This window comes from Meiothermus ruber DSM 1279 (assembly GCF_000024425.1).
GTDB classification, from domain to species: Bacteria; Deinococcota; Deinococci; order Deinococcales; family Thermaceae; genus Meiothermus; species Meiothermus ruber.
In genome coordinates, this window is sequence record NC_013946.1 from 263,187 (window position 1) to 277,614 (window position 14,428).

Sequence of the window (14,428 nt, forward strand, 5' to 3'; positions counted from 1 at the left end):
AAGGAGCTACAAATCGGCGTTCAGGGCATGACCTGCGCGGCCTGTGTCAACCGGGTGGAGCGCGGGCTGGGAAAGCTCGAGGGGGTGGCGCTGGCCTCGGTCAACCTGGCCACCGAACGCGCCCGGGTGGTCTACGACCCCGAGAAGACCACCCCCCAGGCCCTGCTGGAAAAGGTACGGGAAGCGGGCTATACCCCGGAGGTGGCCGAGGTTGAACTGGGCATTACCGGCATGACCTGCGCGGCCTGCGTGAACCGGGTCGAGCAGGCCCTGCAGCAGTTGGACGGGGTGCTGGAGGCCCGCGTTAACCTGGCGACCGAGCGGGCTTTGGTGAGATACCTTCCGGCCAGCACCGGGGTGGCCCAGTTCAAGCGGGCCATCCGCGCGGCGGGCTACGGCGTGCTCGAGCTGGGGAGGGGCCAGGAGCGCGCCGACCTCGAGCGCGAGGCCCGCGCCCGCGAGCTGGCCAGCCTGCGCCGGGCGCTGCTGGTCGCGGCGGTGTTTGCCCTGCCCCTCTTCCTGATCGCCATGCTGCCCATGCTCTTCCCGCCCGTCGAGGCCTGGTTGATGGGCACCTTTGGGCACGGGGTGATGAGCGCCCTGAACTGGGTGATGCTGGCCCTGGCCACCCCCATTCAGTTTGGCCCTGGCCTGCGCTTTTACCGCCACGGCTGGAGGAGCCTGCGCTCGGGCTCGCCCGATATGAACGGCCTGGTGATGATTGGCACCAGCGCGGCCTACTTTTACAGCCTGGGGGTGGTGCTTTTTCCGGGCCTCTTCCCCCCGCAGGCCCGCCACGCCTACTTCGAGGCGGCGGGGGTGGTCATCACCCTGATTTTGCTGGGCAAGTACCTCGAGGCCATCGCCAAGGGCCGCACCTCCGAGGCCATGCGGCGGCTGCTCTCGCTGCAGGCCAAAACCGCCCGCATCGTGCAGGACGGCCTCGAGCGGGAAATCCCGGTGGACGAGGTACTGGTGGGCGACCTGGTGCAGGTCAGGCCCGGCGAGAAGATACCGGTGGACGGGGTGGTGGTCGCGGGGCAGAGCTATGTGGATGAGTCCATGATTACCGGCGAGCCCCTCCCGGTCTACAAAACCGAGGGGGCCCCGGTGGTGGGGGGGACGCTGAACCAGAACGGAACTCTCACCTTCCGGGCTACGGCGGTGGGCGAGGGCACCGTGCTGGCCCAGATTATCCGGCTGGTCGAAAACGCCCAGGCCTCCAAGCCGGCCATCCAGAACCTGGCCGACCGGGTGGTGGCGGTCTTCGTGCCCATCGTGCTGGCCATCGCCGCCCTTACAGCAGGGGTGTGGCTGGTATTGGGCGGCGAAAATGCCCTTACCTATGCCCTGGTCAACACCGTAGCGGTGCTGATTATCGCCTGCCCCTGTGCCATGGGCCTGGCCACCCCGGTGAGCATCATGGTGGGCACCGGCAAGGCCGCCGAGCTGGGGGTGCTTTTCCGCAGGGGCGAGGCCCTGCAGACGCTGCAGGAGGCCCGCGTCATCGCCCTCGACAAGACCGGAACCCTCACCCAGGGCAGGCCCGAACTCACCGACCTCGAGGTGCTGGAAGGCTTCGACGAAGCCGAGGTGCTGCGCCTGGTGGCCTCGGTCGAGCAGAAATCCGAACATCCCCTGGCCCGCGCCATCGTGCGCGCGGCTCGGTCCAGGGGCCTCGAGCTGGCCGAGCCGGAAGATTTCGAGGCCTTCCCCGGCTTTGGGGTGAGGGGTCGGGTGGGCCTCTACCGGGTGGAGGTGGGGGCCGATCGCTATATGGCTCAACTGGGCCTCGAGGTGCACACCCTGGCGGCGCTGGCCCAGAAGCTGGCCGAAGCCGGTAAAAGCCCCCTCTACGCGGCCATCAACGGAAAACTGGCCGCCATCCTGGCCGTGGCCGACCCCCTCAAGCCCGGCAGCGCGGAGGCTGTGGCCGCCCTGCACCGCCTGGGTTTGCGGGTGGCCATGATTACCGGCGACCATACCCGCACCGCCCAGGCCATCGCCCGGCAGCTTGGCCTCGACGAGGTGCTGGCCGAAGTTCTGCCCCACGGCAAGGCCGAAGCGGTACGGACGTTGCAGGCCAAGGGCCACAAGGTGGCCTTCGTGGGCGATGGCATCAACGATGCCCCCGCGCTGGCCCAGGCCGATGTGGGTATCGCCATCGGCACCGGCACCGACGTAGCCATCGAGACTGCCGACGTAATTTTGATCTCGGGCGATCTGCGCGGCGTGCCCAATGCCCTGGCGCTCTCGAGGGCCACCCTCAGGAACATCCAGCTCAACCTGTTCTGGGCCTTTGCCTACAACGTGCTCCTGATTCCGGTGGCCGCCGGGGCCCTGTACCCTCTCACGGGCTGGCTCCTTTCGCCGGTGCTGGCCGGGGCGGCCATGGGCCTCTCCTCGCTGTTTGTGCTGTCCAACGCGCTGCGCCTGCGCGCTTTCAGGCCGCCCTTTGGGCCGGGTGAACAAACCACAATGGGAAAGCTGGTACGGGAAATGGGATAAAGGCCTCGCTGGAGCGTTTAACGTTTACTCGAGTGCTTTATACCAGCTTAACAACACCCCCCTATGGTGAGAAAGGAGGTTGAAGATGATGCACTGGTGGCCTTATGGCTATGGCATGATGGGCGGCTGGGGTTGGCTGGGCATGCTGATTCAGCTTGCCATCCTGGTGCTACTGATCTACCTTCTGGTGCGGGCTTTCTCCCGCCCAGCCTCGAGCGAGGGAAGAGACCGCGCCCTGGAGATCCTGCGGGAACGCTACGCCAGAGGAGAGATCGATAAGGAGACCTTCGAGCGCATGAAGCACGACCTGAATGGGTGAGGAGGTCTGACATGCGACGCGAGATGCTCTGGGTGGGAATCACAGGCCTGGTTTTGGTAGGCGTTGTCCTCACCCAGGGTCTGTGGGGCTACGGGGGCCCCATGCACGGCTACGGATACGGCCCTGGAATGATGGGTGGAGGAATGGGCATGATGAGCGTTTACCCCGCCCAAGCCCAGCCCATCCCCCCTGCCGAAGCCAGGGCTCGCCTCGAGTCCTTCGCTAAACGCTTCGGTTCCGAGGCCAGGCTCAAGGACTTCATGAGCTTCAGCGAAAACTACTACGCCCAGGTAGTTGATGCCAAGGGGAACGGGCTGGTGGAGATCCTGGCCGATCGCTACACCGGTAGCGTCTACCTCGAGCCCGGCCCCAACATGATGTGGAACACCCGCTGGGGCATGGGCATGATGCAAGTCCAGCCTTCTGTAGCTGTGCGCTACGACAAGGCTGCCGCACAGAAGCTGGCCGAACAGTTTCTCAAGGGCTACCTGCCGGGAGCCAGGGTCATGGAGGGCCAGGCTTTCAGCGGTTACTACACCTTTGACTTTGGCCGCAAGGAGATCGAGGGCATGATGTCGGTGAGCGCCTATACCGGTGAGGTCTGGATCCACACCTGGCATGGGGTCTTCTTGGGCGAGTAGTGAACATGCGTGCCAGGTTAGGATTGCGATTCGAGGAGAAACCGTGGCAATCACCGAAGCTTCACTGGGTCAGTACGTTGCCAGCCTCAAGGCCAGTAAAGGCCTCGTGCGCGACTGCGAAGCCTTTCTCGAGCGCTGCCGCAAGTACCAAACCCCCAGCCTCGCGGGCTTCCCGATGGTGGGACTGGGCGGTAGTTGCGGCAAGCCTGCTTTTCTTCTGCCCTTTGTCGTCCGCTTCGACTTGCCCAAGGTGCTGGCGCTCGAGGCGTGGTTTCGCCGAACGAAGTGAGGGGTGGCCGTGGCCGAGCGCTTCGGCATGTACGTCGAGTACGGGGCCTATCCCCACCTCAAGCTGCCCGTCGACACCGAAATCGCCGCTGTGCAAGACTGGACCAACGCCACGTTGGTCTTCCTGCGGCCTTCTTACGAGAGCAAAGAAGAGTTGATCGCGGCAATTCCGGTGTTGGTGATTTGTAAGCCACAGGGCTAAACCAATCCAATACCCCACCCCAGGTGGGTTGGAATAAAGAGAGAAACCTCCCAACGAGATTCAGTCATGTCGAAAGCAGACCACGATCCCCACCTGCCCGAAGCGTTACTCGAGCTCAGCCTCAAAAACTGCCACGACGCTTCCGAACAAGCCGACCTGGAACGCCACCTGGCCCGGCTGCCCGGCGTCAGCAGCGTCCACCTCGACCGCACCCGCGCCCTAGCGCACATCAGTTTCGATCCTGGACAAATCAGTGCCCAGGACTTGCGCGAGCGGCTCGAGCGGGGCGGCTATAGCTGCGCCTGCCAGGAATGTGAGGCCTCGGTCTGCCAGCCCGGCCATCCCAGGGTCGGCTCGGATGACCAGCCACACACGCATCCCCATCACCACCCAGCCCATGAGGTCGTAACAGAGCCCCACGCACACCGTACTGCTCCGACCAAAGCCCACGACCACGCGGCCATGCCGCCAGTGCACGACGCTCACGCCGGGCATGGGGCGGCGATGGTGGCTGACATGCTGCGGCGCTTCGTGGTCTCGCTCTTGCTGACCCTGCCCATCGTGATCTTTTCACCCATCGGCGGATCCCTGGGTTTCCCTGAGATGCCACCCTTTGGTATTTCGATGGGACTGTGGGGTTTCCTGCTGAGCACCCCCGTGGTGTGGTGGGGTGGCTGGCCCTTCATACGTGCGGCCTGGCGGGCACTGCGGCGCGGCGAGGCCAACATGATGACCCTCATCGCCACGGGCATTCTGGTCTCCTGGACTTTCTCGGTGGCAGCCACCTTCCTTTTCGAGGGCGAGGTCTTCTACGAGGCCGCCGCGATGCTCACCACCTTCAGCCTGGCTGGGCACTGGATGGAGATGCGCTCGCGCTTCGCTACCGGGCGGGCGGTGGAGGCGCTGCTGAAACTGGCCCCGGCCACGGCCCGGGTTCTGCGGGGGGGGCAGGAGGTGGAAATCCCGCTCGAGCAGGTGGTTGTAGGGGACGTAATTGTGGTCAAACCGGGCGACCGGGTTCCGGTAGATGGAGTGGTGCTCTCAGGTCAGAGCTACGTCGATGAGTCCATGATCAGCGGTGAACCCATCCCCGTAGCCAAGGCTCCCGGCTCTAAGGTGATCGGGGGGAGCGTCAACCAGACCGGGGCTTTCACCTTCGAGGCCACGGCAGTAGGGGCCGACACGGCCCTCTCGCGCATCGTGCAGATGGTGCAGAACGCCCAGGCCTCCAAGGCTCCGGCCCAGCGCCTGGCCGACATTGCCGGGAAGTATTTGGTGTTCATCGCCCTGGGGTCAGGCCTGCTGACCTTCGTGTTCTGGTACTTCTTTGCCGCGCAGGGGCTGGTCTTCGCCCTCACCGCGGGTGTCTCGGCCATCGTAATCGCCTGTCCCGACGCCCTGGCCCTGGCCACCCCCACCGCCATCACCGTAGGGGTAGGCGTGGCCGCCCGGGAGGGCGTGCTGTTCAAGAACGCGACGGCGCTGGAAGCCACGGCGGGCGTGGACACAGTGATCTTCGACAAGACCGGCACCCTCACCGAGGGCAAACCGGCCCTCACCGACCTGATCACTGCTGGGGGCATGGCGGAGCAGGAACTGCTGCGCCTGGCGGCCTCGGCCGACCTGCCCTCGCAGCACCCCCTGGCCGAGGCCATCGTGCGGGCGGCCCGTGAGCAGGGCCTGACCCTGAACCAGCCGGAGGAATTCGACTCGGTGCCGGGTCACGGGGTGGTGGCGAAGGTGCACGGGCAGAGGGTGCTCATCGGCAACAAGAAGCTGATGGAGCGGGAAAAGGTGGCAGTGGAGGCGCTCGAGGAACGCGCAGCCCAGCTTTCTGCTGATGGCAAGACGGCTATGTTTGTAGCGGTGGATGGCCGGGCTGCTGGGGTGGTGGCGGTGGCCGACGCCGTGCGCGAATCGGCCAAGCGAGCGGTCGGGTTGCTCCATGCGCTGGGTATCGAGACGGTGATGCTCACCGGAGACAACCGCCGCACCGCCGAGGCTGTGGCTCGACAGATTGGCATAGATACGGTGATCGCCGAGGTGCTGCCGGAGGACAAGGCCGCCAAGGTCAAGGAATTACAGGCCCAGGGGCGTAAGGTGGCGATGGTCGGCGACGGGGTGAATGACGCCCCCGCACTGGCCCAGGCCGACGTAGGTATCGCCATCGGGGCAGGAACGGATGTAGCGGTGGAGTCCGCCGAGGTGGTGCTGGTGAAGAACGACCCCGCCGACGTGGCCAAGGCCATCCAACTGGCCCGCAAGGTGCGCGGCAAGATCAAGCAAAACCTCTTCTGGGCGGCCATCTACAACGTGCTCGCCATCCCCATCGCGGCAGGAGTGCTCTACAACAGTTACGGCCTGCTGCTGCGGCCCGAGTGGGCGGCGCTCTTGATGAGCGCCTCGACGGTGATCGTGACGCTGAACGCCCTGCTGCTGGGGGTGAGATCCCGACCTCGGGAGCTTACAAAGGGAGTTGGTGCATAACAATGTGCTCTTTATGGAAGCTTAACCAAGCCTGGCGCACAATAAGGTATGGCCCGGGTGCTGCTTGTAGACGATGACCCCGCTATTCGCGAGGTGCTGGGGGTGTATTTGCGGCAAGAAGGCTGCGAGGTGCTGGAGGCCACCAACGGGCTCGAGGCCCTTCAGCTCCTTCCCCAAGCCGATGTGGTGATTTTGGATCTGATGCTACCCCAGCTTACAGGCTGGCAAGTAGCCCAGGAGTTGCGCCGGGACTACCCCGACCTGCCCTTGCTGATGCTGACGGCTCGAGGTGAAGAAGCAGAACGCATCCAGGGGCTTGAGCTCGGCGCGGACGACTACGTCACAAAACCCTTTAGCCCCCGTGAGGTGGTGGCTCGAGTGCGGGCCCTACTACGCCGTAGCGGCTTCAAACAGGAACTGGTGTTTGGCGATCTCATCTTACGGCCCCGTCAACGCGAAGCCCTTTTCAAAGGGCAGGCCCTCAACCTGTCCAAGCTGGAGTTTGACCTGCTGCTGACGCTGGCCCAGCACCCGGGGCTGGTGTGGAGTCGCGAACGCCTGCTCGAGCGGGTATGGGGGAGCGATTTTCCCGGGGTGGATCGGGTGGTGGATGTGCATGTGGCAGGCTTGCGTAAAAAGCTAGGAGAAGATGCGGAGAACCCCCTGTATATCGAGACGGTGCGCGGCGTGGGCTACCGCTTTCGGGGAGAATGATGTTTGTACGCCTGTTCATTACCCACTGGTTGGTGGCCCTGGTGGCCCTGGTGGCCTTGCTGGCCTTTGCCGAGTGGCTTGCACCCCGGTTTTACCGCAGCCACCTCGAGCAGATGATGACCCTGATGGGGAGCCAGAGCTTGGAGTTGCGCAGCGACCTCGAGCGCGGGTTGCGTTCGACTCTGACCACGGCCTGGCTGGCCTCGCTGCCTTTGGCCGGGTTGCTGGCGGGCCTTATGGCCTGGCTGGCCTCGAGGCGCATCAGTCAAAGCGTGCGCCAGCTTGCGCAGGGGAGCCGGGCGATAGCCTTGGGCCAGTATCAAAACCGTCTAAAAGTCCAGGGCGACGACGAGCTGGCCTCGCTGGCCCAGGACTTCAACCGAATGACCGAGGCCCTGGAAAAAGTTGAACAACACCGCACGGAACTGCTGAGTAGCGTGGCCCATGAGCTGCGTACCCCCCTGAGCGCGCTGCAGGGCTACAGCGAGGCCCTAGCAGATGGGGTTTTGCCGCCCGAACAAGCGGCAGCTCATATCGAACGCGAGGTGCGGGCCATGGGCCGCCTGATTGACGATCTGGCCCTGGTGTCCCGCATCGAGGCCCAGGCGGTGGAGCTGCACCCCCAGGTGGTCGCTGTAGAAGCCGCTTTCCAGGAAGCACTCGAGCGCTACGCGACGGCCTTTGAGGCCTGTGGGGTGGCTCTAAAGCTAAATCCCCTCCCTTCTTCCGTTGCGCTGTGGGCCGACCCGTTGCGCCTACAACAGGTGCTTTCCAACCTGCTTTCCAACGCCCTGCGCTATACCCCAGCCGGAGGGGAGGTCGTGCTCAGCGCCAGCCTTCAGTCGCACCACGTGCGCATTTGTGTGTGTGATACCGGTGTGGGAATCCCGCTCGAGCACCAGCCCCGCATTTTCGAGCGTTTTTATCGAGCCGACCCTGCCCGCAGCCGCCATACAGGGGGTAGTGGCGTGGGCCTTACCATTGCCAAGGGCCTGGTTGAAGCCATGGGCGGTCAGATGGGCTTCGAGAGTGAAGTGGGCAAGGGAAGTTGCTTCTGGTTTACCCTGCCCAGGGCCTAAGACTTTACAAAGCCTTAACACCCCTTCTGCACAATGGCGCTGGAAGCGATAGATAACCCTCGAGCTTCCACACACGGGGAGAATCCCAATGAAGCTAACCCGACGCAACACCATCAAACTACTGGGCGCTGGCCTGGGCAGTGCCCTGGTAGGAGCCCATTGGCCCGGCCTGGCCCAGGGAACCCTGGCCTTCCCCGAGCCCAAGTTGCTTCCACTCAGGCGACTCGAATCAGGCTTGGTTGAAGCCAGCCTTGCCGCCAGGGAGAGCAATCTAAGCATAGGCGGCAAGCCCGTAACCCTGCTGACTTACGGGGGCATGCCAGGGCCAACCCTACGACTCCGGGAAGGGGAGACGGTGCGGCTGCAGTTCACTAACCACCTGACCCAGGTAACCAACCTACACCTGCACGGACTGCACGTATCGCCCGAGGTAGACGATCCCCTGGCCCAGATTCAGCCTGGTCAGAGCCGTATGTACGAGTTCACGGTTCCCAAAGGTTCGGCGGGCACCTACTGGTACCATCCCCATATCCACGGAAGGGTGGCCGAACAGCTATATGCGGGGTTGCTCGGTCTCATCGTGGTAGAGGGCCCTGTGGATGCCATACCCGAACTAAGAGAAGCTGAAGAGCACGTACTGGTGCTAAAGGACTTCGCTTTTTCTGGCAGCCGCATTGCCCCTTTCACCCCGATGGACTGGATGAACGGCAAGGAGGGGGACCTACTGACCGTCAATGCCGTAATTCGCCCGACTTTGCGGGCCCAGCGGGGAACTTTGCGATTGCGCATCTTGAATGCCAGCAACGCCCGCTACTATCGGCTGGCCCTGGAAAACCATCCCCTTTACCTGATTGCCACCGATGGCGGTTTTGTCGAGAAGCCGGTGGAGCTTCGCGAGCTCCTGCTGGCCCCGGGTGAGCGGGCCGAAGTGCTAATACGCCTAACCCAGGCAGGCAGCTTCCGCCTACAGGCCTTGCCCTACGATCGGGGTGCGATGATGATGCACGGTGGCGGGATGGGGATGATGAATCATCAGGGCATGGGTGGAATGAGCCATGGAGGGGAGCAAAGTACGCTGGCAATGCAGGGTATGATGATGGGGATGGGGCCAAGCCGCCTCGAGACCCTTCTAACCATCGTCGCACCGCCCAACCCCAAGCCGCTGCCCCTACCTACTTCCCTGGCCACGGTCGAGCGGCTCGACCTTACCAAGGTGGCCGCTACCCGCCGCTTTGAGCTGGGTGAACGTATGATGCAGGCTGAATTTTTCATCAACGGTCGGATGTTTGATCCAGGCCGGGTAGATGTGCGGGCTCGACGGGGCACCCTCGAGGTTTGGGAGCTGATTAATAAAACCGACATGGATCACCCTTTCCACCTACACACCTACCCATTCCAGGTGCTTTCGATCAACGGTAGGCCCCAGCCTTACCGGGCCTGGAAGGACACCGTCAACCTAAAGAAAAATGACGTGGTGCGCATTGCCATCCCCTTTCGCGACTTTATTGGCACCACGGTGTACCACTGCCATATCGTCGAGCACGAAGATCGTGGCATGATGGGGGTCTTGCAGGTAGAAGCCGAATAAAGAAAGTCGAGCAAAAAGAAACAAGGGAGGATACATGATGCGCAGATTGTGGATGGTTTTTGTTCTTTTGGGATTGAGCTTTGCCCAGATGGATCACACAGGCCATGGGGGTATGACCATGCAGGCCACGGCCGAGCTGCAAAAGCTCCAGGGGCGCGACTTCGACATCGCCTATATGTCCATGATGATTGACCACCACAAGGGGGCGGTGGAGATGGCCCAGGCCATTCTGAAGGTTTCCAAAGACGCCCGCATCCGCAAAGCCGCCCAGGAAATTATCGCGGTGCAGAACAAGGAAATTACCCAGCTTACCGGTTGGCTTAGAAGCTGGTACGGCGTAGCCCCCAGCCAGCGCTACATGGCGATGATGCGCGCAGACATGCAGGCCATGATGGACACTGCCATGATGGGCATGATGCCGGGGCACGGCAGCTCCCCCGACCGGGCTTTTTTGCAGGGCATGATTCCCCACCACCAGGATGCCGTGGATATGTCCAGGCTGTGTTTGCAAAAGGCGGCCAGGGCCGAACTCAAACGCTTCTGCCAGGGTGTCATCACCGTACAGAGCCGCGAGATTGAGCAGTACCGGCAGTGGTTGAAAAACCTGCCCTGAGCCTTAGCGATCAGGTCGCTGTGTGCTTCTGGAAGAAGGCCTCGAGGGCCCCGTCGAGCATCTGATAAACCGCCTCAAAATCCTGGGGCCCGCCGTAGTAGGGGTCGGGCACCTCGCCCCCGCCGTTCAAGTCCAAAAGCAGCCGGGCCTTGCCCCGATGGGCGGGAAACATGCGCTCGAGGGTGCGCAGGTTTTCCCTATCCATCACAAAGATGTGATCGAAGTACAGCAGGTCTTCTGCACGAACCTGGCGGGCCACATGGGGAAAATGGGCGTCGTACTTGCTCAGCACGGCCTGGGTGCGGGGGTCGGCGGGCTCGCCCGCGTGCCAGCCGCCCGTACCGCAGGAGTCCACCTCAAACTGCCCCTCCAGCCCCCGCTCGCGCAGCTTGCGACGGAAGATGCCCTCGGCCATGGGGCTGCGGCAGATGTTGCCCATGCAAACGAACAGCACGCGGGTCATAGCTTTACAATCAGGCCTTCGTGGGGCCGCAGCTCGAGCACCCCTTCCACCTTCCCGTAGCGATCCAGATGGGTCGAAAGCAGAATTTCCCCGCCGGGTGTCGAGAGCGCTTGGGGCTTCTGGGTAAAGTTCAGCGCCACCAGCACCTCCCCCCCACGCAGGTAGGCGAACACCCCCTGGGGGGCCTTGTAGCTCTGGTAGGCCCCGTGCAGGAGGGCCGGCGTTTCCTTGCGCACCACCAGCAGGGTGCGCACCAGGGTCAGCATCGAGAAGGGGTCGGCGTCCTGGGCCTCCACGTTGCGCTCGGGGTAGTCCGGGTTGATGGGGAGCCAGGGCTCACGGGTGCTGAAGCCGGCATAGGCGTGGGGGGTCCACTGCATGGGGGTGCGCTCGGGGTCGCGGCCGTGTTCGCCCGCGGCCCCGCGCTGGCGCAGGGCCGCGGGGTCCTGCACTTTCTCAGGGGGGATCTCTCCGTTCACCATGCCAATCTCGTCGCCGTAGTACCAGGTGGGTGAGCCCCGCAGGGTAAAAAGCAGCATGGCCGCGATCCGGGCCTGCTCGTGCCCGATGCGGGTGGCCAGGCGGTGCTGGTCGTGGTTGCCCAGCACCCAGTTGGGGGTGGCGAACGGGGGCAGGCTGGCCTCGTACTCCTCCACAATGCTGCGGATGTTCTCAGCCGTCCAGTTGTTCAGGCCCCTGGAAATCAGGTGGAAGTTGAAGGGCAGGTGGCAGCCGGGTCGCTCCGGGGTGCCGTAGTAGGGTATAAGCTGGTGGTAGGGCAGGTAAATTTCCCCAATCATCACCCGGTTGCCGGGGTACTCGTCCAGCACGGCGCGCATCTCCTGCACAATCTCGCGGGTCTCGGGCTGGTCTTCCTGGTAGATGTGGATATGGCGGAAGCGGTCAATGTCGCCGGGCTTGTACTGGGGGTTGTCGGGCTCGTCGCGGAAGAGCGCATCCTCCACCAGCAGCCAGATCACATCAACGCGGAAACCATCCACCCCCTTGTCCAGCCAGAAGCGCATTACGTCGTACATGGCCTGGCGTACCTCGGGGTTGCGCCAGTTGAGGTCGGGCTGCTCGGGCAGGAACTGGTGCAGGTAGTACTGGCCGGTCTTTTCGTCCAGCGTCCAGGAGGGACCGCCGAAGTGGGCCTGCCAGTTGTTGGGGGGGCCTCCGTCCGGGGCGGGGTCGCGCCAGACGTACCAGTCGCGCTTGGGGTTGTCGCGGCTGCTCCTGGACTCCAAAAACCAGGGGTGCTGGTCGGAGGTGTGGTTGGGCACAAAGTCGATGAGCACCTTGAGGCCCAGCCGGTGGGCCTCGGCCAGGAGCTCGTCGAAGTCTTTGAGCGTGCCGAAGATGGGGTCTACGTCGCAGTAGTCGGCCACGTCGTAGCCGAAGTCCTTCATGGGCGACCTGTAAAAGGGCGAGAGCCAGATGGCGTCGAAGCCCAGGTCGCGGATGTAGGGGAGGCGCTTACGGATGCCTGGCAGGTCGCCAATCCCATCGCCGTTGGAATCTTGAAAGCTGCGCGGGTAAATCTGATAGATGCTTGCGGTTTTCCACCATTCCATAACGCGCTCCTTTATACCGGGCGCTGGGTCAGCCATAGCCGGGCATAGGGCCCCAGATAGGCCGGGGCCGGGGCCTGGGTGATCTGGTCGAAGGGCTGCACGATGCCTTCTTGCTGAAGGGCCTCGAAGGGGAAGGGCTGATCCTGCTCGCTGAAGTTGTAGACCTGCACCAGCCGGCCCTGGGGGTGTTCACGCCTGAGCAGAAGCAGGTGGGGGTTGGGTTGCCAGAGGGCCTGCGTAGGGAAGGCCGCATGCATCTGGGGGATGCGGGCTCGAGCCTGCAAGAGCCCTTTGATGCCGTGGAAAATCCGGTGCTCCACGGTGCCTTCCTGGTGGCGCTTCTGGGCTTTGGCCCAGTCCATTCTGGGCCGGTGCAGCCAGCGGTTGTCGTCCTGGTGGGCGGGCTCCTGGGCGTAGTCGTAGTCGTTGAGCATCCCCAGCTCGTCGCCCATGTAGATGAGCGGGATGCCCTCCCCATAGCCGATAAAGACCGCGTGGGCCAGCAGAATGCGCTCGATGGCCAGGTTGATCAGGCGGGGATTCCCGGACTCGAGCGCGGCCTCCAGCCCGGCCAGGCTGGCCGCACTGCCCGAGGTGCGCCGGTCGCCGGTGGCGGGGTTCTCCTGGAAGTGCAGGCCTCGAGCGAACGAGCCCGGGAACTCGCCCCTGTAAAAGTCCGATAAAAAGCGCCGGTGGGCCGGGCCGCTCAGGCCCACCGCGGCGGCGTCGGTGTCGGAGATGGCCCAGCCGATGTCGTCGTGGCAGCGCAGGTAGGTGGCCCAGGCGGTGCTGGGGGGTTTTTGCGGAAAGCGCCGGAGGGCCTGGGTAAAAAGCCGGGTGTCGCGGCTGGCCAGGCTGCTCCAGATCTGCACCATCAGGGTGTTGTGGTAGGCCAGCTCGCTCACCTTGCCGTAGTGCTTCCCGCTACCCAGGTAGGCGATCAGGTCTTCCGGGGCCACGATGGCCTCGGCCTTGAAGGCCACCGCCGGCGCGGCGATGCGCACCGCGGCCCGCAGGGCCTGGGTGAGGGCGTGCACCTCGGGCTGGTTCTGGCAGTGGGTGCCCAGGCGCTTCCAGGTAAAGGCGATGGCATCCAGCCGGAAGACCTCCACCCCTTTGTTGGCGAGCCACAGAATCAGGTCGAGGTACTCCAGAAACACCTCGGGGTTGCTCCAGTTCACGTCCCACTGCCAGCGGTTGAAGGTCGTCCAGACCCAGCCCTGCAGCTCCTCGTCCCAGGTGAAGTTGCCGGGGGCGAAGTCGGGGAAGACCTCGGGCAGGGTGCGCTCGAAGGCGTCGGGGAGGGTGCGGTCGGGGTAGATGTAGAAATAAGCGCGGTACCTGGGGTCGCCACGCCGGGCGGCCTGGGCCCAGGGGTGCTCGCGGGCCACGTGGTTGAGCACCAGATCCAGGCAAAGGCTGATGCCTTCGTGGCGGAGCTGGGTGCAGAGGGCCTCGAGGTCCTCCATGCTGCCGAGGTCGGGGCGCACCTGCCGGTAGTCGGCCACCGCGTAGCCGCCGTCGTTCTCGCCCTCGCGCGGGAGCAGCAAAGGCATCAGGTGCAGGTAGCGGATGCCCAGTTCCTTCAGGTAGCCGATGTGCTGTCCAACACCCTTTAGCGTGCCCGCGAACCGGTCGGCGTAGGCGATGTAGCCGTGCATATGGGGTTGCTGAAACCAGTCCGGGGTGTGGATGCGCTCGAGGTCCAGAGCCAGCAGTTCGGCCGGGCGCTCGGCCAGGTTCCGCCCAATCACCTGGGCCGCCCGCCCGGCCACGGCGGGGGCCTGGGGGTAGACCGCCTGCAAACCGGCCATCAGGTCGGGGAAGTGGCGGCGCACCCGGGCCTGCAAATCGGCGGTACGGTAGGCGTCGGGTGCGCCCATCTGGCCGGCCATGCCTGCAAAAAAAAGGGCCTCGTCCATGCGCCCATGTATTTTACGCAATCTTTGGGA

Annotated in this window: 13 protein-coding genes; 10 read left to right on the top strand and 3 right to left on the bottom strand. The window is 64.0% G+C overall.

The window, feature by feature from the left end; genetic code table 11:
• Window positions 1-12 precede the first annotated feature (12 nt).
• The 10 genes from MRUB_RS01500 to MRUB_RS01545 all read left to right on the top strand — a co-directional run bounded on the left by MRUB_RS01500 (window position 13) and on the right by MRUB_RS01545 (window position 10,439).
• Entirely contained in the window at window positions 13-2,508 is a 2,496-nt protein-coding gene (locus tag MRUB_RS01500) for a heavy metal translocating P-type ATPase (RefSeq protein WP_425277001.1), read from the top strand.
• An 85-nt stretch (window positions 2,509-2,593) separates the two neighbouring features.
• On the top strand, window positions 2,594-2,827 hold the full coding sequence (locus MRUB_RS01505) for an SHOCT domain-containing protein (RefSeq protein ID WP_013012594.1): 234 nt from the start codon (window positions 2,594-2,596) through the stop codon (window positions 2,825-2,827).
• An 11-nt stretch (window positions 2,828-2,838) separates the two neighbouring features.
• Window positions 2,839-3,468 carry a hypothetical protein gene (locus MRUB_RS01510; RefSeq protein WP_013012595.1) on the top strand — a complete coding sequence of 210 codons (630 nt, stop codon included), beginning with the start codon at window positions 2,839-2,841 and terminating at the stop codon, window positions 3,466-3,468.
• 43 nt (window positions 3,469-3,511) lie between these two features.
• On the top strand, window positions 3,512-3,757 hold the full coding sequence (locus MRUB_RS16040) for a hypothetical protein (protein ID WP_013012596.1): 246 nt from the start codon (window positions 3,512-3,514) through the stop codon (window positions 3,755-3,757).
• 9 nt (window positions 3,758-3,766) lie between these two features.
• Entirely contained in the window at window positions 3,767-3,958 is a 192-nt protein-coding gene (locus MRUB_RS16045; protein ID WP_013012597.1) for a hypothetical protein, read from the top strand.
• 66 nt (window positions 3,959-4,024) lie between these two features.
• The gene (locus MRUB_RS01525) at window positions 4,025-6,445 is read left to right on the top strand and encodes a heavy metal translocating P-type ATPase (protein WP_013012598.1); all 2,421 of its coding nucleotides are present in this window, start codon (window positions 4,025-4,027) and stop codon (window positions 6,443-6,445) included.
• Between the two features lie 48 nt (window positions 6,446-6,493).
• Window positions 6,494-7,159 (top strand): response regulator transcription factor, encoded by a 666-nt coding sequence (locus MRUB_RS01530; protein ID WP_013012599.1) that lies wholly within the window; start codon window positions 6,494-6,496, stop codon window positions 7,157-7,159.
• Window positions 7,159-8,238 carry a sensor histidine kinase gene (locus MRUB_RS01535; protein ID WP_015586294.1) on the top strand — a complete coding sequence of 360 codons (1,080 nt, stop codon included), beginning with the start codon at window positions 7,159-7,161 and terminating at the stop codon, window positions 8,236-8,238. The genes MRUB_RS01530 and MRUB_RS01535 overlap by 1 nt, the downstream gene beginning before the upstream one ends.
• An 88-nt stretch (window positions 8,239-8,326) precedes the next feature.
• Window positions 8,327-9,826: a multicopper oxidase family protein gene (locus tag MRUB_RS01540; RefSeq protein ID WP_013012601.1), complete on the top strand. Its 1,500-nt coding sequence runs from the start codon at window positions 8,327-8,329 to the stop codon at window positions 9,824-9,826.
• 34 nt (window positions 9,827-9,860) lie between these two features.
• A complete protein-coding gene (locus tag MRUB_RS01545) occupies window positions 9,861-10,439 on the top strand; it encodes a DUF305 domain-containing protein (RefSeq protein ID WP_013012602.1) in 579 nt (192 codons plus the stop codon).
• Window positions 10,440-10,449: 10 nt separating this feature from the next.
• On the opposite strand, the gene MRUB_RS01550 is transcribed toward MRUB_RS01545, so the two are convergent.
• Genes MRUB_RS01550 through MRUB_RS01560 form a run of 3 tightly spaced genes read right to left on the bottom strand, consistent with a single transcriptional unit; the run spans window position 10,450 to window position 14,398 of the window.
• Window positions 10,450-10,902 (bottom strand): low molecular weight protein-tyrosine-phosphatase, encoded by a 453-nt coding sequence (locus MRUB_RS01550; RefSeq protein ID WP_013012603.1) that lies wholly within the window; start codon window positions 10,900-10,902, stop codon window positions 10,450-10,452.
• Entirely contained in the window at window positions 10,899-12,476 is a 1,578-nt protein-coding gene (locus MRUB_RS01555) for an alpha-amylase family glycosyl hydrolase (protein ID WP_013012604.1), read from the bottom strand. Before MRUB_RS01555 ends, MRUB_RS01550 begins: the two co-directional genes overlap by 4 nt.
• Window positions 12,477-12,487: 11 nt before the next feature.
• On the bottom strand, window positions 12,488-14,398 hold the full coding sequence (locus tag MRUB_RS01560) for an alpha-amylase family protein (RefSeq protein ID WP_013012605.1): 1,911 nt from the start codon (window positions 14,396-14,398) through the stop codon (window positions 12,488-12,490).
• Window positions 14,399-14,428: the final 30 nt, after the last annotated feature.

What these genes read in the sequence shown, in the direction of transcription:
- MRUB_RS01505 (WP_013012594.1), top strand. Translation starts at nt 2,594, where the DNA reads ATGATGCACTGGTGGCCTTATGGCTATGGCATGATGGGCGGCTGGGGT.
- MRUB_RS01510 (WP_013012595.1), top strand. Translation starts at nt 2,839, where the DNA reads ATGCGACGCGAGATGCTCTGGGTGGGAATCACAGGCCTGGTTTTGGTA.
- MRUB_RS01525 (WP_013012598.1), top strand. Translation starts at nt 4,025, where the DNA reads ATGTCGAAAGCAGACCACGATCCCCACCTGCCCGAAGCGTTACTCGAG.
- MRUB_RS01530 (WP_013012599.1), top strand. Translation starts at nt 6,494, where the DNA reads ATGGCCCGGGTGCTGCTTGTAGACGATGACCCCGCTATTCGCGAGGTG.
- MRUB_RS01535 (WP_015586294.1), top strand. Translation starts at nt 7,159, where the DNA reads ATGTTTGTACGCCTGTTCATTACCCACTGGTTGGTGGCCCTGGTGGCC.
- MRUB_RS01540 (WP_013012601.1), top strand. Translation starts at nt 8,327, where the DNA reads ATGAAGCTAACCCGACGCAACACCATCAAACTACTGGGCGCTGGCCTG.
- MRUB_RS01545 (WP_013012602.1), top strand. Translation starts at nt 9,861, where the DNA reads ATGATGCGCAGATTGTGGATGGTTTTTGTTCTTTTGGGATTGAGCTTT.
- MRUB_RS01550 (WP_013012603.1), bottom strand. Translation starts at nt 10,902, where the DNA reads ATGACCCGCGTGCTGTTCGTTTGCATGGGCAACATCTGCCGCAGCCCC.
- MRUB_RS01555 (WP_013012604.1), bottom strand. Translation starts at nt 12,476, where the DNA reads ATGGAATGGTGGAAAACCGCAAGCATCTATCAGATTTACCCGCGCAGC.
- MRUB_RS01560 (WP_013012605.1), bottom strand. Translation starts at nt 14,398, where the DNA reads ATGGACGAGGCCCTTTTTTTTGCAGGCATGGCCGGCCAGATGGGCGCA.